Annotated in this window: 18 protein-coding genes; 15 read left to right on the top strand and 3 right to left on the bottom strand. The window is 58.5% G+C overall.

Going from position 1 to position 19,176, the window contains the following annotated elements; genetic code table 11:
* The 3 genes from aat to infA form a co-directional block, all read left to right on the top strand.
* Positions 1–439: leucyl/phenylalanyl-tRNA--protein transferase (aat, locus tag A7D21_RS24150; RefSeq protein WP_069552857.1), on the top strand; the 439-nt coding region annotated here is incomplete at its 5' end.
* A gap of 56 nt (positions 440–495) precedes the next feature.
* The gene (locus A7D21_RS24145; RefSeq protein WP_053256827.1) at positions 496–1,203 is read left to right on the top strand and encodes an arginyltransferase; all 708 of its coding nucleotides are present in this window, start codon (positions 496–498) and stop codon (positions 1,201–1,203) included.
* 100 nt (positions 1,204–1,303) lie between these two features.
* Positions 1,304–1,522: a translation initiation factor IF-1 gene (gene infA / locus A7D21_RS24140; RefSeq protein ID WP_002553999.1), complete on the top strand. Its 219-nt coding sequence runs from the start codon at positions 1,304–1,306 to the stop codon at positions 1,520–1,522.
* 237 nt (positions 1,523–1,759) lie between these two features.
* Here infA and clpA read toward each other — a convergent pair whose 3' ends face one another.
* A complete protein-coding gene (gene clpA / locus A7D21_RS24135; protein WP_053256828.1) occupies positions 1,760–4,030 on the bottom strand; it encodes an ATP-dependent Clp protease ATP-binding subunit ClpA in 2,271 nt (756 codons plus the stop codon).
* 29 nt (positions 4,031–4,059) lie between these two features.
* Positions 4,060–4,428, bottom strand: a complete 369-nt coding sequence (clpS, locus tag A7D21_RS24130) for an ATP-dependent Clp protease adapter ClpS (protein ID WP_053256829.1) — start codon at positions 4,426–4,428, stop codon at positions 4,060–4,062.
* 223 nt (positions 4,429–4,651) lie between these two features.
* On the opposite strand from clpS, the gene cspD reads away from it, so the two are divergent.
* The gene (gene cspD / locus A7D21_RS24125; RefSeq protein WP_053256830.1) at positions 4,652–4,933 is read left to right on the top strand and encodes a cold shock domain-containing protein CspD; all 282 of its coding nucleotides are present in this window, start codon (positions 4,652–4,654) and stop codon (positions 4,931–4,933) included.
* Positions 4,934–5,016: 83 nt separating this feature from the next.
* Here the strand turns inward: cspD and icd are convergent, their stop codons facing one another.
* Positions 5,017–6,273: an NADP-dependent isocitrate dehydrogenase gene (icd, locus tag A7D21_RS24120; RefSeq protein ID WP_053256831.1), complete on the bottom strand. Its 1,257-nt coding sequence runs from the start codon at positions 6,271–6,273 to the stop codon at positions 5,017–5,019.
* Between the two features lie 493 nt (positions 6,274–6,766).
* Between icd and A7D21_RS24115 the strand changes: the two genes are divergently transcribed.
* From A7D21_RS24115 to A7D21_RS24065, 11 genes are all read left to right on the top strand, one after another.
* Complete coding sequence (locus tag A7D21_RS24115) at positions 6,767–8,992, top strand: NADP-dependent isocitrate dehydrogenase (protein ID WP_069552854.1); 2,226 nt, start codon at positions 6,767–6,769, stop codon at positions 8,990–8,992.
* Between the two features lie 228 nt (positions 8,993–9,220).
* Complete coding sequence (locus A7D21_RS24110) at positions 9,221–9,667, top strand: NUDIX hydrolase (RefSeq protein ID WP_053256833.1); 447 nt, start codon at positions 9,221–9,223, stop codon at positions 9,665–9,667.
* A gap of 59 nt (positions 9,668–9,726) precedes the next feature.
* Positions 9,727–10,851, top strand: coding sequence for a tRNA 2-thiouridine(34) synthase MnmA (gene mnmA / locus A7D21_RS24105; protein WP_069552853.1), 1,125 nt, complete (start codon positions 9,727–9,729; stop codon positions 10,849–10,851).
* Positions 10,848–11,471: a high frequency lysogenization protein HflD gene (gene hflD / locus A7D21_RS24100; RefSeq protein ID WP_016969254.1), complete on the top strand. Its 624-nt coding sequence runs from the start codon at positions 10,848–10,850 to the stop codon at positions 11,469–11,471. The genes mnmA and hflD overlap by 4 nt, the downstream gene beginning before the upstream one ends.
* A 125-nt stretch (positions 11,472–11,596) precedes the next feature.
* A complete protein-coding gene (gene purB, locus A7D21_RS24095; protein WP_069552852.1) occupies positions 11,597–12,967 on the top strand; it encodes an adenylosuccinate lyase in 1,371 nt (456 codons plus the stop codon).
* 85 nt (positions 12,968–13,052) lie between these two features.
* Positions 13,053–14,219: a cupin domain-containing protein gene (locus A7D21_RS24090; RefSeq protein WP_053256836.1), complete on the top strand. Its 1,167-nt coding sequence runs from the start codon at positions 13,053–13,055 to the stop codon at positions 14,217–14,219.
* A complete protein-coding gene (locus tag A7D21_RS24085) occupies positions 14,212–14,634 on the top strand; it encodes a GNAT family N-acetyltransferase (protein WP_053256837.1) in 423 nt (140 codons plus the stop codon). Before A7D21_RS24090 ends, A7D21_RS24085 begins: the two co-directional genes overlap by 8 nt.
* Before the next feature lie 212 nt (positions 14,635–14,846).
* A complete protein-coding gene (locus A7D21_RS24080) occupies positions 14,847–15,584 on the top strand; it encodes a secretin N-terminal domain-containing protein (RefSeq protein WP_053256838.1) in 738 nt (245 codons plus the stop codon).
* 502 nt (positions 15,585–16,086) lie between these two features.
* Positions 16,087–17,412, top strand: a complete 1,326-nt coding sequence (aceA, locus tag A7D21_RS24075) for an isocitrate lyase (protein WP_053256839.1) — start codon at positions 16,087–16,089, stop codon at positions 17,410–17,412.
* A gap of 655 nt (positions 17,413–18,067) precedes the next feature.
* Positions 18,068–18,481 carry an NADH-quinone oxidoreductase subunit A gene (locus A7D21_RS24070; RefSeq protein ID WP_069552851.1) on the top strand — a complete coding sequence of 138 codons (414 nt, stop codon included), beginning with the start codon at positions 18,068–18,070 and terminating at the stop codon, positions 18,479–18,481.
* A gap of 10 nt (positions 18,482–18,491) precedes the next feature.
* Positions 18,492–19,166 carry an NADH-quinone oxidoreductase subunit B family protein gene (locus tag A7D21_RS24065; protein ID WP_012724951.1) on the top strand — a complete coding sequence of 225 codons (675 nt, stop codon included), beginning with the start codon at positions 18,492–18,494 and terminating at the stop codon, positions 19,164–19,166.
* Positions 19,167–19,176: the final 10 nt, after the last annotated feature.

Below are 19,176 nucleotides of genomic sequence, written 5' to 3'. Positions count from 1 at the left end.
GCGCCAGCAGCGGTATACCGTGACATTCGACCAGGACTTCGCTGCCGTCATCCAGGCGTGTGCCGCGCCGCGCAGCTATGCCGACGGCACGTGGATCACCGAAGGCATCCAGCACGCCTACCTGGAGCTGCACCAGCGCGGCTACGCGCACTCGGTGGAGGTTTGGGATCAAGGGCAGCTGGTCGGTGGCCTGTACGGCCTGGCAATGGGCCAACTATTTTTTGGCGAGTCCATGTTCAGCCGCGCCGACAATGCCTCCAAATTCGGCTTTGCCACACTCACCCGTCAGCTCCAGGCCTGGGGTTTTGTGCTGATCGACTGCCAGATGCCCAATGATCACTTGCACAGCCTTGGCGCCCGCGCCATACCGCGCAGTGATTTCGCTGAGTTTCTGCGCAAGCATTTGGACCAACGCAGCTCTGGACCGTGGGTTTCCTAGGCGACTTCCTCGCACCTGGCTTACACTTATTTCAAAGCTTATCCCGAGGGTTGATCATGACCGAGCTGGCGCGCTTGAAGTTTTATGCCACTCAAGCTCACTCCTGTAGCTATCTGCCCGACGAGCAGGCAACGACGCTGTTCCTCGACCCCAGCCAGCCCATGGATGTGCATGTGTATGCCGACCTTTCAGAGATGGGTTTTCGGCGTAGCGGCGATCACCTGTACCGGCCACATTGCCAGAACTGCAATGCCTGTGTACCGGCACGCATCCCGGTCGCGCAGTTTTTGCCGGACCGCAACCAGAAACGCATCCTCAAGCGCAATGCCGACCTGACAGTCACCGCCACCAAGCCACACTTCAGCGAAGAATATTTCGATCTTTACCAGCGCTACATCGAGCAGCGTCATGCCGACGGCGACATGTTTCCGCCCAGCCGCGATCAGTTTTCGACATTCCTGGTGCGCGACCTGCCCTTCTGCCGCTTCTACGAATTCCGCCTCGACGGGCGCCTGCTCGCGGTCGCCGTGACCGACCTGCTGCCCAATGGCCTGTCGGCGGTGTACACCTTCTATGAACCCATGGAAGAACGTCGCAGCCTCGGGCGCTTCGCCATTCTCTGGCAAATCGGCGAAGCCTTGCGCCTGGAACTGGAAGCGGTGTACCTCGGATACTGGATCAAGAACTGCAAAAAGATGAACTACAAGACCCAATATCGGCCCATTGAGCTACTGATTAATCAAAGATGGGTAACGCTTAACTAGAACCCCTTGGCTTGAACACCCTTTTTCGGGCACAATGCACGCCGCTTTTGCCTGGCGCAGTTGCACCGGGCCATTCACTGGATACCGAGGGCTTTACTGCATGTCGAAAGAAGACAGCTTCGAAATGGAAGGCACTGTCGTCGACACCCTGCCCAACACCATGTTTCGTGTGGAGTTGGAAAATGGGCACGTCGTAACCGCGCATATCTCCGGCAAGATGCGCAAGAATTACATTCGTATTCTTACCGGTGACAAAGTGCGCGTCGAGCTGACGCCCTATGACTTGAGCAAAGGGCGCATCACTTACCGCGCTCGTTAATCAAGTCAATACAAGACGCCCGGTTATGCCGGGCGTTTTTGTGTGTGCGCTATTTGCCTGACACTGCAAACCCTGTGGGAGGGGAGACTTACTCCCGATAGCGGCGGGCCAGTCAATATAGTCAGCGACTGACACACCGTCATCGGGAGCAAGCCCCCTCCCACATTTGATCTTCAGTGTTCAGGAGACAGCAAAAAGGCGCCTTTCGGCGCCTTTTTGCTGTGTTGCAATCAGCTATCAGGCCATCTCGGCCGTGGTTTCGAACTCGAAGGTCAACTCGCCGTCCTTCAAGTCGATGTGCACCACACCGCCATGGTCGGAAAGCTCGCCGAACAGGATCTCTTCGGCCAGTGGCCGCTTGATCTTGTCCTGGATCAGACGCGCCATTGGGCGAGCGCCCATTGCCGAATCGTAGCCACCCTGCGCAAGCCAATTGCGCGCTGCGTCCGTCACGTCCAGCTGCACGCGCTTGTCTTCCAGCTGCGCCTGAAGCTCGGTAAGGAACTTGTCCACCACGCTTTTGATAACCTCATGGCTGAGGCGACCAAACTGGATAATGGTGTCCAGACGGTTGCGGAATTCCGGCGTGAAGCTCTTCTTGATCACTTCCATCGCATCCGAGGAGTGATCCTGATGCGTAAAGCCGATAGAGGCTCGCGCAGCGGTTTCAGCACCGGCGTTGGTGGTCATGATCACGATGACGTTGCGGAAGTCCGCCTTGCGCCCGTTGTTGTCGGTCAGGGTCCCGTGGTCCATGACCTGCAGCAGCAGGTTGAAGACTTCCGGGTGGGCCTTCTCGATTTCATCGAGCAGCAATACGCAATGCGGTTGCTTGGTGATCGCTTCGGTCAGCAGACCGCCCTGATCGAACCCGACATAGCCTGGAGGCGCACCGATCAGGCGCGACACGGTGTGGCGCTCCATGTATTCGGACATGTCGAAGCGCACCAGCTCGATCCCCATGGCCTTGGCCAACTGCCGCGCCGCTTCGGTCTTGCCGACGCCGGTAGGGCCTGCAAACAGGAACGAACCGACCGGCTTGTCCGGCGACTTGAGGCCCGCACGCGACAACTTGATCGCCGTGGACAGCGCGTCGATGGCCGCATCCTGTCCGAACACGGTCAGCTTGAGGTCACGCTCCAGATTACGCAGCAACTCCTTGTCGGAACTGTTGACGTGCTTAGGCGGAATCCGCGCGATCTTCGCCACGATGTCCTCGACTTGAGGCACGTCGATGCGCTTCACGCGTTTCTCGACCGGCTGCAGGCGCTGGTAGGCCCCCGCTTCATCGATCACGTCGATCGCCTTGTCCGGCATGTGGCGATCATTGATGTAGCGCGACGCCAGTTCAGCGGCTGCGCGCAACGCTTCATCGGTGTACTCGATGCCATGGTGCGCTTCAAAACGCCCCTTGAGCCCGCGCAGGATGCCGATGGTGTCTTCAACCGAAGGTTCGGACACGTCGACTTTCTGGAAACGACGCGCCAGGGCACGGTCTTTTTCGAAGATCCCGCGAAATTCCTGGAACGTGGTCGAGCCAATGCAGCGGATATCACCCGACGACAACAACGGCTTCAGTAGATTCGAGGCATCCATCACCCCACCGGATGCCGCGCCGGCACCAATGATGGTGTGGATCTCGTCGATAAACAGGATCGCTTGCGGGCGTTTTTTCAGCTCACCGAGCAGCGCCTTGAAGCGCTTCTCGAAATCGCCACGGTACTTGGTCCCGGCGAGCAACGCCCCGAGATCAAGGGAGTAGACGACGCTGTTGGCCAGCAAGTCAGGCACCTGGTTATCAACAATGCGCTTGGCCAGGCCTTCGGCGATTGCGGTTTTACCCACGCCTGCCTCACCCACCAGCAACGGATTGTTTTTGCGACGACGAGCGAGGATCTGCGCTACACGCTCGACCTCAAGCTCACGCCCCACCAGCGGATCGATCCGCCCCTGGCGCGCCAGTTCGTTAAGGTTGCTGGCATAGGCATCCAGTGGATTGCCCGAAGAGGAAGACTCACCACCCTCGTCATCCTGCATATCCTGCTCACCCTCGGAATGATCGCCGTGCCCTGGCACTTTGGAGATACCGTGGGCGATGTAGTTGACGACATCAATACGGGCAACGCTCTGCTGTTTAAGCAGGAACACTGCCTGACTTTCCTGTTCGCTGAAAATCGCCACAAGCACGTTGGCGCCTGTGACTTCACGCTTACCGGAGCTCTGTACGTGGAACACAGCACGCTGCAATACCCGCTGAAAGCCCAGCGTCGGCTGAGTCTCACGGTCCTCGTCATGCACGGGGATCAGTGGCGTGGTGGAGTCGATAAACTCCTGCAGGTCATGCTTGAGTTTGTCGAGGTTGGCGCCGCACGCACGCAGAACGGTGGCGGCAGCTTCGTTATCCAAAAGTGCCAGCAGCAGGTGTTCGACGGTCATGAATTCATGACGCTTCGAACGAGCCTCCTTGAAGGCAAGATTGAGGGTGACTTCGAGCTCGCGGTTTAACATAGCTTCACCTCATACCCAAGTGGTCGGCGTTAACCGTCCTTCTCGATTTCACAGAGTAGCGGATGCTGGCTTTCCCTGGCGTACTGGTTGACCTGCATGGCCTTTGTCTCGGCGATGTCGCGGGTAAACACTCCACATACTGCCCGTCCTTCTGTGTGAACGGCCAGCATTACCTTGGTCGCCAACTCGCGGTTCAGGTTAAAAAACACCTCGAGCACTTCGACCACGAAATCCATCGGTGTGTAGTCATCATTGAACAAAACCACCTTGTACATCGGCGGCGCCTGTAGAGCAGGCTTAGCCTCCTGAACAGCAATGCCTGCAGAACCGTCGTCATCGTGTTCCTGATCCGGGCGATCCTGATTGAATGTTAGTCGAATCTGGCTGATTGCATGCATGGAAAGAAAGGTTCGTCAGTGGTTCAAATACAGTGGTGGGGGCGACCTGCCGGAATTTCAACTCTGACTATACGGTCGCCTTGACTATCGGCGAAACGGTGTTACAACCAATAGAGCCCACAGTGGGTAAAAAAGGTCCGCGCAGTCAACCTTATTTATTCGGGTTAGGACGGATAAACTGGATGATACTCCAGTGATGGAGTCTGGTGCAGAGGGATATGGTATGTCTGGCGTCAAGATCAATGGCAAGGTCAAATGGTTCAATAATGCCAAAGGGTACGGGTTCATTAACGCGGAAGGGAAACCCGACGAAGATCTTTTTGCGCATTACTCGGCAATTACCATGGATGGATACAAGACGCTGAAAGCAGGCCAAGCAGTCAGTTTTGAAACGATTGAAGGACCGAAAGGACTGCACGCAGTGAACATCGATACAGTGAACGCCGTAGTACACGAAAAACCCGCAACCCCAGCTGCTAAAAAAGAAAAGAAAGTCGTGGCCTGATCCGCCACTGAACCAGCAGGTTGCAATAAAAAACCGGCCATCTCAAACCATTAGAGATGGCCGGTTTTTTTATTGCCCGCTGTTTACATGTGTGAGATCAGCGCATCGCCGAAGCCCGAAGACGACACCAGCTTGGCGCCCTCCATCAAGCGCTCGAAGTCATAGGTCACGGTCTTGGCCGAAATAGCGCCATTGGTGCCCTTGATAATCAAGTCAGCCGCCTCCGTCCACCCCATGTGCCGCAGCATCATTTCCGCCGACAGAATCAATGAACCGGGGTTGACCTGGTCTTTGCCTGCGTATTTTGGCGCCGTGCCGTGGGTGGCTTCAAACATCGCCACGGTGTCCGAGAGGTTGGCCCCCGGGGCAATCCCGATGCCGCCCACTTCCGCCGCCAAGGCGTCGGAGAGGTAGTCGCCGTTCAGGTTGAGGGTCGCGATTACATCGTATTCGGCCGGACGCAACAGGATCTGCTGGAGCATTGCATCGGCAATGGCATCCTTGACCACCACATTCTTGCCGGTTTTCGGGTTTTTGAACTGCATCCACGGGCCGCCGTCGAGCAGTGTCGCCCCGAACTCTTCAGCCGCCACCTCGTAGGCCCACTCCTTGAAGGCACCTTCGGTGAACTTCATGATGTTGCCCTTGTGCACGATCGTCAGCGAGTCGCGGTCGTTATCCACGACATACTGCAGGGCTTTGCGCGCCAGACGCTTGGTACCTTCCAGGGACACTGGCTTGATGCCAATGCCGCAATCCTGATCGAAACGAATCTTGGTGACGCCCATCTCTTCCTTCAGGAACTTGATCACCTTGATCGCTTCCGGCGAACCGGCCTTCCACTCGATGCCGGCGTAAATATCCTCGGAGTTCTCACGAAAGATGGTCATGTCGACATCGCCAGGCTTCTTGACCGGGCTGGGCACGCCTTCGAACCAACGCACCGGGCGCAGACACACATACAGGTCGAGCTGTTGACGCAGGGCCACGTTCAACGAACGAATGCCGCCGCCAACCGGCGTGGTCAGCGGACCCTTGATGGAAACCACGTAATCTCTGACCGCATCCAGGGTTTCCTGGGGCAGCCAGGTGTCCTGGTCGTAAACTTGAGTCGCCTTCTCGCCCGCATAAACCTCCATCCAGGAGATTTTGCGCTTGCCGCCATAAGCCTTTTCAACAGCTGCGTCGACCACCTTGATCATCACCGGGCTGATGTCGACGCCAATACCGTCGCCTTCTATATAAGGGATGATCGGTTGGTCAGGAACATTGAGAGAATGGTCTGCATTGACGGTGATTTTGTCGCCGACTGCCGGAACCTGAATCTTCTTGTATCCCATGCTGAACTCCATCTATGGATTGAACATCTGGCTGCGTTCGAGCCTACTCCAGATAAATGGCGACTGAAACCTCGCGCCATGCTCATTTGCATCGAAAACAGCATATTTGGTCGCCTACAAGCCTGAAAGCAAAGGCAAAATCGCCAATCTTGAGCACATCGTGCGACTTTGGTCGCAGTCTGGGCCCTGCGACCTTTAGACCAATGGACGACTCACCTTTTGTATGAAGGCTCGGCGTAAGCATAGCGACCTATGTATAATGCCGCCGCTGACCCAAGAGTCACGACAGCTGACCGCTCTAGACAGTAGCCTTCAGCCAGAAAGCAGGACTATTACAATAGTCCACCCGCTTGACGCTCGACTGATGCAACCCAACATCACCGCGAAGAAACCTCGACATTTCGCTCATGGATGACTTTGAACGAACGCGCTCCACCCGGCGCATCTCGAGTTTCTGCGCACGCTTTCAGCAAAGAAGAGAGTTAATCCGAATATGCCCACCCGCTCGAAGATCATCTACACCTTCACCGACGAAGCCCCAGCCCTCGCCACCTATTCACTGCTGCCTATCGTAGAGGCCTTCACCGCTTCCGCTGATATTGCTGTGGAAACCCGCGACATCTCCCTCGCCGCGCGCATCCTCGCAAGCTTCCCCGAGCAACTGGGTACCCAGGCTATCCCGGACCACCTCGCCGAACTGGGCGACCTGGCCGTTACACCTGAAGCCAACATCATCAAGCTGCCTAACATCAGCGCCTCGACCCCTCAGCTGCAAGCTGCGATCAAGGAACTGCAGGCCCAGGGCTACGCCCTGCCGGACTACCCGGAAACCGTAACCACCGACGCGGAAAAAGAAACCCGTGCACGTTACGACAAGGTCAAGGGCAGCGCCGTGAACCCGGTCCTGCGCGAAGGCAACTCCGACCGCCGCGCACCGCTGTCGGTCAAGAACTACGCCCGCAAGCACCCGCACAAAATGGGCGCCTGGGCTGCGGACTCCAAATCGCACGTCGCTCACATGAGCAACGGCGACTTCTACGGCAGCGAAAAAGCCGTACAGATCGAAGCCGCTGACGCTGTGAAGATCGAGCTGGTCGCCAAAGACGGCACCGCGACCGTTCTGAAAGAGAAGACCTCGGTACAAGCCGGCGAAATCATCGACACGGCCGTGCTGAGCAAGAAAGCCCTGCGCAGCTTCATCGCCGCTGAAATCGAAGACGCCAAGAAACAAGGCGTGCTGCTGTCGGTTCACCTGAAAGCCACCATGATGAAGGTTTCCGACCCGATCATGTTCGGCCAGATTGTTGCCGAGTTCTATAAAGATGCCCTGGCCAAGCACGCTGCCGTGCTGGAGCAGATCGGCTTCAACCTGAACAACGGCATCGGCGACCTGTACGCTCGCATCAAGGCGTTGCCTGCCGATCAGCAAGCGCAGATCGAAGCTGACATTCAGGCGGTCTACGCCGCTCGCCCTTCCCTGGCGATGGTCAACTCCGACAAAGGCATCACCAACCTGCACGTGCCGAGCGACGTGATCGTCGACGCCTCGATGCCGGCCATGATCCGTGACTCCGGCAAAATGTGGGGCACCGACGGCCAGCTGCACGACACCAAGGCGGTGATCCCGGATCGCTGCTACGCCACCATCTACCAAGCCGTCATCGAAGACTGCAAGGCGCATGGCGCCTTCGACCCAACCACCATGGGCAGCGTGCCAAACGTTGGCCTGATGGCGAAGAAAGCCGAAGAGTACGGCTCCCACGACAAGACCTTCCAGATCAAGGCTGACGGCGTCGTCCGCGTCACCGACAGCAAGGGCACCCTGCTGATGGAACAGGCTGTTGAAGCCGGCGACATCTTCCGCATGTGCCAGACCAAAGACGCGCCGATCCAGGACTGGGTCAAACTGGCCGTCAACCGTGCCCGCGCCAGCAACACCCCAGCGATTTTCTGGCTGGACCCACAGCGCGCGCACGACGGCGTCGTGGTTGAGAAAGTTCAGGCTTACCTGAAAGACCACAACACCGAAGGCCTGGACATCCGCATCATGTCGCCGGTCGACGCGATGAAGTTCACCCTGGAGCGTACCCGCAAGGGCCAGGACACCATCTCGGTGACCGGCAACGTACTGCGCGACTACCTGACTGACCTGTTCCCGATCATGGAACTGGGCACCAGCGCCAAGATGCTGTCGATCGTACCGCTGATGAACGGTGGCGGCCTGTTCGAAACCGGCGCCGGCGGTTCGGCTCCAAAGCACGTGCAACAGCTGGTGGAAGAGAACTTCCTGCGCTGGGATTCCCTGGGCGAGTTCCTGGCCCTGGCCGCTTCCCTTGAGCATTTGGGTGTGACTTACAACAACCCGAAAGCCCTGGTGCTGTCCAAGACCCTGGACCAGGCCACCGGCCAGTTCCTCGACAACAACAAGTCGCCATCGCGCAAAGTCGGCAACATCGACAACCGCGGCAGCCACTTCTACCTGGCGCTGTACTGGGCTCAAGCCCTGGCCGCCCAGACCAAAGACACTGCACTGCAAGCGCAGTTCGGCGAACTGGCTAAAACCCTGAGCGAAAACGAGGCGACGATCGTTGCCGAGCTGAACGCCGTACAGGGCAAGCCAGTGGACATCGGCGGCTACTACGCGCCGAACCCGGAGCTGACCAGCAAAGCCATGCGCCCAAGCACCACCCTCAACGCGGCCATTGCCAAGTTGAAGTAAGGTTGTAAGGATGCAAAGAAGCCCCGGCCCCGCGCCGGGGTTTCTGTTTCAGCACACTGCGGTTTTGCAGAACACACCGAATCAACATGTGGGTGCCGGCTTGCTCGCGAATGCGCTGTGCCAGTCACCTGATGCATATCTGACCCATTGCATTCGCGAGCAAGCCCGCTTCCACACTGACTGCAACCCCGCCCAAAGACCGCACCGCATCATGAATCGAGGTTTTGAATGACCTGGCAACCCCACATCACCGTCGCCACCCTCGTCGAAGACAACGGCCGCTTCCTGATGGTCGAAGAACTCAAGGGCGGGCGCGCCGTGCTCAACCAGCCCGCCGGCCACCTGGACCCGAACGAAACCCTGACCGAAGCCGCCGTACGCGAGACCCTCGAAGAAACCGGCTGGGACGTCGAAGCTACCGGCATTGTCGGCATTTACCTGTACACCGCGCCCAGCAATGGTGTGACCTACCAGCGCGTGTGCTTCACCGCCAAGGCCCTCAAACACCACCCGGAGTATCAACTGGACGACGGCATCATCCGCGCCCGCTGGCTCACCCGTGACGAGCTGATGGCCGTGCGCGACGACTGGCGCAGCGAGCTGATCATCCGCTGTATCGATGATTATTTGGCCGGCCAGCGCCACAGTCTCGAATTGATCCGCCCTTCTCTTTAGCCTTGAGGGCTTGGGCCTGATAGAATCGCGTCCTTTTTCAAGACACCCGTTGAAACCCTATGCGTGATCCAGCCCCTTCTGACACACAAAAGAAGCGCGTCATCGTCGGCATGTCCGGCGGCGTGGATTCTTCCGTTTCCGCCGTTCTGCTCATGGAGCAGGGTTATGAGGTGGAAGGCCTGTTCATGAAGAACTGGGAAGAAGACGATGGAACGGAATATTGCACCGCCATGGACGACCTGGCGGACGCCCAGGCCGTGTGCGACAAGATCGGCATCAAGCTGCACACTGCCAACTTCGCAGCCGAGTACTGGGACAACGTGTTCGAGCACTTCCTGGCCGAATACAAGGCAGGTCGCACGCCGAACCCGGACATCCTGTGCAACCGCGAAATCAAGTTCAAGGCGTTCCTCGACTACGCCATGATCCTTGGCGCCGACCTGATCGCCACAGGCCACTATGTGCGCCGTCGCGACATCGAGGGTCACACCGAACTGCTTAAAGGCCTGGACCCGAACAAGGACCAGAGCTACTTCCTGCATGCCGTCGGCGGCGAACAGATCGCCAAGACCCTGTTCCCGGTCGGCGAGCTGGAAAAACCCGAAGTGCGCAGGATTGCCGAGAAACACGGCCTGGCCACCGCCAAGAAAAAGGACTCCACTGGGATCTGCTTTATCGGTGAGCGCCGTTTCAGTGATTTCCTCAAGCAGTACCTGCCGGCACAACCGGGCGAGATCAAGACGACGGAAGGCGACGTCATCGGCCGTCACCATGGCCTGATGTACCACACCATCGGTCAGCGCCAGGGCCTGGGTATCGGCGGCTTGAAAGACGCCGGCGAAGAGCCGTGGTACGTGCTGATCAAGGATCTGGAGCACAACGTGCTGATCGTCGGCCAGGGCAATGAACACCCACTGCTGTTCTCGGGCGCCCTGCTCGCTTCGGAGATCTATTGGGTCAACCCTGTCGACCTGAGCACTCCGCGCCGCCTGACCGCCAAAGTGCGCTATCGCCAGAGTGATCAGCCCTGCACCCTGGAAAAAACCGCCACCGGCTATCGTGCCACCTTTGATGACCCGCAACGCGCGGTCACCCCAGGCCAGTCCGTGGTGTTCTATGACGGCGAAATTTGCCTGGGCGGCGGCGTGATTGAAGTCGCCGAGCCCTGGAGCAACCCGGCATGAGCCCGACCCAGGAGCAATTGACGGCGCTTGGCGGGGTTTTCCTCGCTGCCGTGCTGGTCGACAAGATCGCCAAGACCGGCCAGGTCACCGAAGCCGGACTGACCTGCATGCTCGGCAGCTTGCTGATCCGCGATCCCAAGGACACCCTGGAAGTCTATGGCGGTGACGATTTGGCGCTGCGCGAAGGTTATCGCGCGCTGATCGGCGCGCTGGAGCGCGACCCGAGCACCTTGCAGCGCGAGCCATTGCGCTATGCGCTGTCGATGCTCGGCCTTGAACGCCAACTGGCCAAACGCGAAGACATGCTGGAAACCATCGGCAAACGCCTGCCGCAGATTCAGTCCCAGGTGGAACACTTCGGCCCGGCCCACGAAAACGTGATTGCCGCTTGCGGCGCGCTGTATCAGGACACCTTGAGCACCTTGCGCCAGCGAATCCAGGTACACGGCGACATGCGCAACCTGCAGCAACCCAATAACGCCTCGAAAATCCGCGCCCTGCTCCTGGCCGGTATTCGCTCGGCACGGTTGTGGCGGCAGTTGGGCGGCCATCGCTGGCAACTGGTGATCAGTCGTCGCAAATTGCTCAAAGAGCTTTACCCGTTGATGCGCAACGAATAAGTCGCACCGACAGGCCATTTTCAAGCCGTTACGCGTAATACGCCGGTCAGTTGGCAACGGACCGGCGGATTTTTTCATGTATGATACGCGCCCCATTTCGTTGCCCGACTGTCCGAGAACACCCCATGCAGCTCTCTTCGCTCACTGCGGTTTCCCCTGTTGACGGCCGCTACGCCGGCAAAACCCAGGCCCTGCGCCCTATTTTCAGCGAATACGGCTTGATCCGTGCTCGTGTTCTGGTTGAAGTGCGCTGGCTCCAGCGCCTGGCCGCTCACCCCGCCATCAGCGAAGTGCCGGCGTTTTCCGCCGAAGCCAACGCTGTACTGAACACCCTGGCGGAAAACTTCTCTCTGGAGCACGCCGAGCGTGTGAAAGAGATCGAGCGCACCACCAACCACGACGTTAAAGCCATTGAGTACCTGCTCAAAGAGCAAGCAGCCAAGCTGCCGGAACTGGCCCAGGTCAGCGAGTTCATCCACTTTGCCTGCACCAGCGAGGACATCAACAACCTGTCCCACGCCCTGATGCTGCGCGAAGGCCGTGATGACGTGATGCTGCCGCTGATGCGCCAGACCGCCAACGCCATCCGCGAACTGGCCATCCGTTTCGCCGACGTGCCGATGCTGTCGCGCACCCATGGTCAGCCGGCCTCGCCGACCACCCTGGGCAAAGAGCTGGCGAACGTCGTGTACCGCCTTGAGCGCCAGATCGCTCAAGTCGCCGCCGTGCCACTGCTGGGCAAGATCAACGGTGCCGTAGGCAACTACAACGCGCACCTGTCGGCCTACCCTGAAATCGACTGGGAAGAAAACGCCCGCGCCTTCATCGAAGACGAGCTGGGCCTGGGTTTCAACCCGTACACCACTCAGATCGAACCGCACGACTACATCGCCGAACTGTTCGACGCCATTGCGCGCTTCAACACCATCCTGATCGACTTCGATCGCGATATCTGGGGCTACATCTCCCTGGGCTACTTCAAGCAGCGCACCATTGCCGGTGAAATCGGCTCGTCGACCATGCCGCACAAGGTCAACCCGATCGACTTCGAAAACTCCGAAGGCAACCTCGGTATCGCCAACGCGCTGTTCCAGCACCTGGCCAGCAAGTTGCCGATTTCCCGCTGGCAGCGCGACCTGACCGACTCCACCGTACTGCGCAACCTCGGCGTAGGCTTCGCCCACAGCGTGATCGCGTACGAAGCCAGCCTCAAAGGCATTAGCAAACTGGAACTCAACGCGCAGAAAATCGCCGCTGACCTGGATGCCTGCTGGGAAGTATTGGCCGAGCCGATCCAGACCGTGATGCGCCGCTACAACATCGAAAACCCTTACGAAAAGCTCAAAGAGTTGACGCGCGGCAAGGGCATCACTGCCGACGCGCTGCAAACTTTCATCGACGGCCTGGACATGCCAGCCGCCGCCAAGGCCGAGCTGAAATTGCTCACCCCGGCCAACTACATCGGCAATGCGGTGGCCCAAGCCAAGCGCATCTGATTTAGCGCAAGCCCTCTTGAGACGCCCGGCCGCGCCGGGCGTTTTTATTCCTGTCTTAAAAGTGCTTTTTTTCAATAGGTTACACATGAATCCTGATATTCCTCTTCAACTTCTGGGCGGCATCACGGCACGCGAATTCCTGCGCGACTACTGGCAGAAAAAACCGCTGCTGATCCGCCAGGCCATCCCTGATTTCGAAAGCCCGATCGATGCCGACGAACTGGCCGGCCTGGCCCTGGAAGAAGAAGTCGAATCGCGCCTGGTGATCGAGCACGGCGAGCGCCCATGGGAGCTGCGCCGCGGGCCTTTCGCCGAAGACGCCTTCAGCACCCTGCCCGAGCGCGAGTGGACGCTGCTGGTGCAGGCTGTCGACCAGTTCGTGCCGGAAGTGGCCGAGCTGCTGGAGCACTTCCGCTTCCTGCCAAGCTGGCGTATCGACGACGTGATGATCAGCTTTGCCGCACCCGGCGGCAGCGTCGGCCCGCACTTCGATAACTACGACGTGTTCCTGCTGCAGGCCCAAGGCAAGCGCAACTGGAAAATCGGCCAGATGTGCAATTCCGAAAGCCCGCTGCTGCAGCACGCTGACCTGCGCATCCTCGCCGAATTCGAACAAAGCGAAGAATGGGTGCTGGAACCGGGCGACATGCTCTACCTGCCGCCGCGCCTGGCGCACTTCGGCATCGCTGAAGATGACTGCATGACCTACTCGGTCGGCTTCCGCGCACCGAGCGCCGCTGAAGTCCTGACCCACTTCACCGACTTCCTCAGCCAATACCTGACGGACGAAGAGCGTTACACCGACGCCGACGCCCAACCGGTCAGCGACCCGCACCAGATTCAAGGCGATGCACTTGACCGCCTGAAAAGCCTTCTGGCCGAGCACATGAGCGACGAGCGCATGCTGCTGACCTGGTTCGGCCAGTTCATGACCGAGCCACGCTACCCGGAAATGGTCGCAGGCGAAGAGTTGGTCGAAGAAGACTTTATCGCCAGCCTGGAAGACGGCGCGATTTTGGTCCGCAACCCAAGCGCCCGCATGGCGTGGTCGGAAGTGGACGATGATGTCTTGCTGTTCGCCAGCGGCCAGAGCCGTTACCTGCCAGGCAAACTGCGCGAGCTGTTGAAGCTGATCTGCTCGGCCGACGCCCTGCACAGCGAAAATCTTGGTACATGGCTCGCAGACGAAGACGGTCGCGACCTGCTGTGCGAATTGGTCAAGCAAGGAAGCCTGGGATTTGCCGATGAATAAGATTCACGTAAGTGTCGCGGACTGGCAAAAGGATATCGCTGAGATTCGGCGCATTCGTGAAGCGGTATTCATCGCTGAACAATCGGTTCCACCTGAGCTTGAATGGGACGCAGACGACGCTGACGCCGTGCATTTTCTCGCCTTTGAAGGTGACTTTCCGATTGGCACCGCGCGCCTGCTGCCCAGCGGCGAAATCGGCCGCGTATCGGTGCTTAAGGACTGGCGCGGGCTGAAGGTCGGCGACAAGCTGATGGAAGCCGTGATTGGCATGGCCGAGCAACGTGGCCAGACCAAGCAGTTCCTCAGTGCGCAGGTGTATGCGGCGCCGTTTTATGAGCGACTGGGCTTCAAGATTGTCAGTGATGAGTTCCTGGAAGTCGGGATTCCACATGTCGATATGGTGCGCGAGGGCTGATTCGAGACCGAGTCGCCCTTATCGCAGGCAAGCCAGCTGCCACATTTGGAATGCATTCCCCTGTCGGAGCTGGCTTGCCTGCGATAGCGTCATCAGCAATACCCAAAATGCCCTGCCTGCCAGGGCATTTTGCCGTCTACGATTCAACTTGCGACCTGCCAGGCCGACAAACTGGCACTATCAAGCTTAAATGACTCGCAGAGATAACGGACATGTCCCTACGCACCCTGCTCACCGCTCTCCTCCTGACCGCCAGCGTCTCAGCAATGGCTGACACCGAAGTCGTCAACCTGAGCAATCGCACCAGCGCTGATTTACTGCCCGTGGCGCAGAATTTCATCGGCAAGGACGGCACCGTCAGCGCCTACGGCAACCAGCTGATTGTCAAAGCCGACCCCGGCAAGATCCAGGACCTGCGCGCATTGCTCGCCCAACTCGACACACCCGCCAAGCGCCTGCTGATCACCGTCGACAGCAACGAAAACAATCAGCAGAACACCGGCGACAGCCAGACGCGCATCATCAGTTACGGCACCGCCAGCCGCGATGGAGGCATCCAGCAGATCCAGGCCAGCGAAGGAGTGCCCGCGCTGATCCAGGTGGGCCAGAGCGTGCCACTGACAACGACCCAGCCAGACGCCTATGGCCGCCCGCAAAACCAGACCCAGTATCGCAACGTGACCCAAGGTTTTTACGTCACCGCCAGCGTCACTGGCGAGACCGTACACCTGGCCATCAGTACCAACCGTGACCGTATGAGCCAGGAACGTCCCGATGTAGTGAACGTACAGAGTACCGACACAACCGTCAGCGGGCGCCTGGGTGAATGGATCTCGCTGGCAGGCATCAACCGTGAGACTCAGGCCGACAAATCTTCTACAACCCGCAGCTACTCTACTCAGGGACGCGATGACCTGACTTTGCGGGTCAAGGTCGACACCTTGAACTGAAGCACCGAAAACTGACTGGCGAGTCGTATTAGACTAAAGATGTAGTGCTATAAAAAAAGCACTACAAAACGTTTGACGATCCAAAAAAGCATGGGCATGATGGCCTCGCTCCCGCTAATCAGGGGCCCTGGCAAGGGCCTTCGGATCGTCGCTCTAAGCTACCCATCTGAGCCGATTCGTGTCTGTACCGCCCACAAGGTGTGTTTGACGAGGTTGCGACTGGAACGAAGTTGTCCCGAGGGACGGAAGCTAACCAGGTAACCCGGCTATACACTGATGGATCGTACAAAGGCCCACGACGCCCGAAGACTGTTCGCAGTTCGCCCTTACCTGCCCAACTCCCCTCTCGTTACTCGTTCATCCCGTCGCCTTCCCCGCCGAACCTGACTTGACCGCCTAAGCTTCTGGTCAGCGAGCGCCACGCCTGTGCAGTGAATGCAGGGCTGGCAAACGGATCTTTCCACACTGTTTTTCCACACGAAGACGCGACGAGGTTTTTCCCATGGCACTGACACGCGAACAGCAAATTGCAGCCCTTGAAAAAGACTGGGCTGAAAACCCACGCTGGAAAGGCGTGACCCGCGCTTATTCCGCTGCTGACGTCGTCCGCCTGCGTGGCTCGGTTCAACCAGAGCACACCTTTGCAAAACTCGGCGCCGAGAAGCTGTGGAACCTGGTAACCCAAGGTGCCAAGCCGTCCTTCCGTCCCGACAAAGATTTCGTCAACTGCATGGGCGCCCTGACCGGTGGCCAGGCAGTCCAACAGGTGAAAGCCGGTATCCAGGCGATCTACCTGTCCGGCTGGCAAGTGGCAGCGGACAACAACTCCGCTGAATCCATGTACCCCGACCAGTCGCTGTACCCGGTGGACTCGGTGCCAACCGTGGTCAAGCGCATCAACAACTCGTTCCGTCGTGCCGACCAGATCCAGTGGAAAGCCGGTAAAGGCCCGGGCGATGAAGGCTACATCGACTACTTCGCACCGATCGTGGCGGATGCTGAAGCCGGTTTCGGCGGCGTACTGAACGCCTACGAGCTGATGAAAAGCATGATCGAGGCTGGCGCTGCCGGCGTGCACTTCGAAGACCAGCTGGCTTCGGTGAAAAAATGCGGGCACATGGGCGGCAAAGTGCTGGTGCCTACCCAGGAAGCCGTACAGAAGCTGACCGCTGCGCGCCTGGCCGCTGACGTGGCCGGCACCCCGACCATCATCCTGGCACGTACCGACGCCAACGCTGCTGACCTGCTGACGTCCGATTGCGACCCATACGACAAGCCATTCGTCACCGGCGAACGTACCCAGGAAGGCTTCTATAAAGTACGCGCCGGCCTCGACCAGGCCATCGCTCGCGGCCTGGCCTACGCGCCGTACGCCGACCTGATCTGGTGCGAAACCGCCAAGCCGGACCTCGACGAAGCGCGTCGTTTCGCCGAAGCGATCAAGAAGGAATACCCGGACCAACTGCTGTCCTACAACTGCTCGCCTTCTTTCAACTGGAAGAAGAACCTGGACGACGCGACCATCGCCAAATTCCAGCGCGAACTGTCGGCCATGGGCTACAAGCACCAGTTCATCACCCTGGCCGGCATTCACAACATGTGGCACAGCATGTTCAACCTGGCGCACGACTACGCCCGCAACGACATGACGGCCTACGTGAAGCTGCAGGAGCAGGAGTTCGCTGACGCGTCCAAAGGCTACACCTTCGTGGCGCACCAGCAGGAAGTGGGCACCGGCTACTTCGACGACATGACCACCGTGATCCAGGGCGGCACCTCGTCCGTGACCGCGCTGACCGGTTCGACCGAAGAAGAACAGTTCCACTGATCAACTGAGTACACGGCCATTGCGGGTTCACGGAAGACCTAACCGCAATGCCGCACGATCTGACGCCCCGACTGGTTCGGGGCGTTTTTTTTGGTGCGCAGAAAAGCCCTCGGACAGCATACGCATCAAAGGTGGGGGCTGGCTCGCCTGCGATAGCGGTCCGTCAGCGCCCTTTCACAGGCTGGCACACCCCTGTCGCGGGCAAGCCCGGCTCACACAGGGACTGGGCCGAACCTGAAGGCTTTGCGCAAAACATTGATCCAGAGCGGTATTTGCCTGAATAAAATCGGTTAAAAGATCCCTTCGAGCAACTAGCGGCAATCTAGCAAGTAACAGCAACTTCCCCCGCTACATCACACGCACCCGCTTAACACCCACCCAAACAATAGTCATTATCATTTAGCCCATGAAAACTTCTTTACAGCTTAAACAAAACATATTTGATAAAAAGCCCGCTAATGCCCACCCCGCAAGGGCTGCAGCCCCACAAAGGTGCACTATGTGCTTATTCCATCGAATAATTTCGCTATAGGAATTTTACTTGCCCGGTGTTTAGCCATAAAATCACCGCGATTGATTGCAGTGCGACATATCGTCACTGCATCGTTACTTTTTCGAGCTCAGAGACCTTTGCTCTCTGTTAAGGATTTCCAGCATGACCGAAGCGACAGGACTCATGGTCCACAACTGGGGCTTTGCCATTTTCCTCCTCGGTGTTGTCGGCCTTTGTGCCTTCATGCTTGGTGTCTCCAGCCTCCTCGGGTCAAAAGCCTGGGGCCGCAGCAAAAATGAACCGTTCGAGTCCGGCATGCTGCCTACAGGTGGCGCCCGCTTGAGGCTCTCAGCCAAATTCTATCTGGTCGCGATGCTGTTCGTGATCTTCGATATCGAAGCCCTCTTTCTCTTTGCCTGGTCTGTGTCCGTCCGCGAAAGCGGCTGGACCGGATTCGTCGAAGCCCTCGTTTTCATAGCAATTCTGTTGGCAGGCCTTGTCTACCTATTTCGAGTGGGCGCCCTTGACTGGGCTCCGGAAGCTCGTCGTAAGCGGCAAGCGAAGCTGAAACAATGAGGCTTTGGCGATGCAATACAATCTCACCAGGATCGACCCGGATGCTCCTAACGATCAGTACCCTATCGGCGAACGGGAAACCGTTTCCGATCCGTTAGAAGATCAAGTCCACAAAAACATCTACATGGGCAAGCTGGAAGACGTGCTGAGTGGCGCGGTCAACTGGGGACGTAAGAACTCCCTGTGGCCGTACAACTTCGGTCTGTCCTGCTGCTACGTGGAAATGACCACCGCCTTCACGGCGCCCCACGACATCGCGCGCTTTGGCGCCGAAGTTATCCGGGCATCACCGCGTCAGGCGGATTTCATGGTTATCGCCGGAACCTGCTTTATCAAGATGGCGCCGATCATTCAGCGTCTCTACGAGCAAATGCTCGAACCGAAGTGGGTTATCTCCATGGGTTCGTGCGCCAACTCCGGTGGCATGTACGACATCTATTCCGTCGTTCAAGGGGTGGACAAGTTCCTGCCCGTGGACGTCTACGTGCCTGGCTGCCCGCCCCGCCCTGAAGCATTTCTGCAAGGCTTGATGCTGTTGCAGGAATCGATTGGCAAGGAGCGTCGCCCACTGTCCTGGGTTGTCGGAGATCAAGGCGTGTATCGCGCCGAGATGCCGTCACAAAAGGAACAGCGCCGCGAACAGCGAATCGCAGTCACCAACCTGCGCAGCCCCGACGAAGTCTGATCCAGCACCG

Source organism: Pseudomonas sp. AP19 (assembly GCF_001728855.1).
In the GTDB taxonomy this organism is placed as follows: Bacteria; Pseudomonadota; Gammaproteobacteria; order Pseudomonadales; family Pseudomonadaceae; genus Aquipseudomonas; species Aquipseudomonas fluorescens.
Note: the sequence above shows the minus strand (reverse complement) of the source record. Positions and strands in the feature narration are given on the sequence as shown.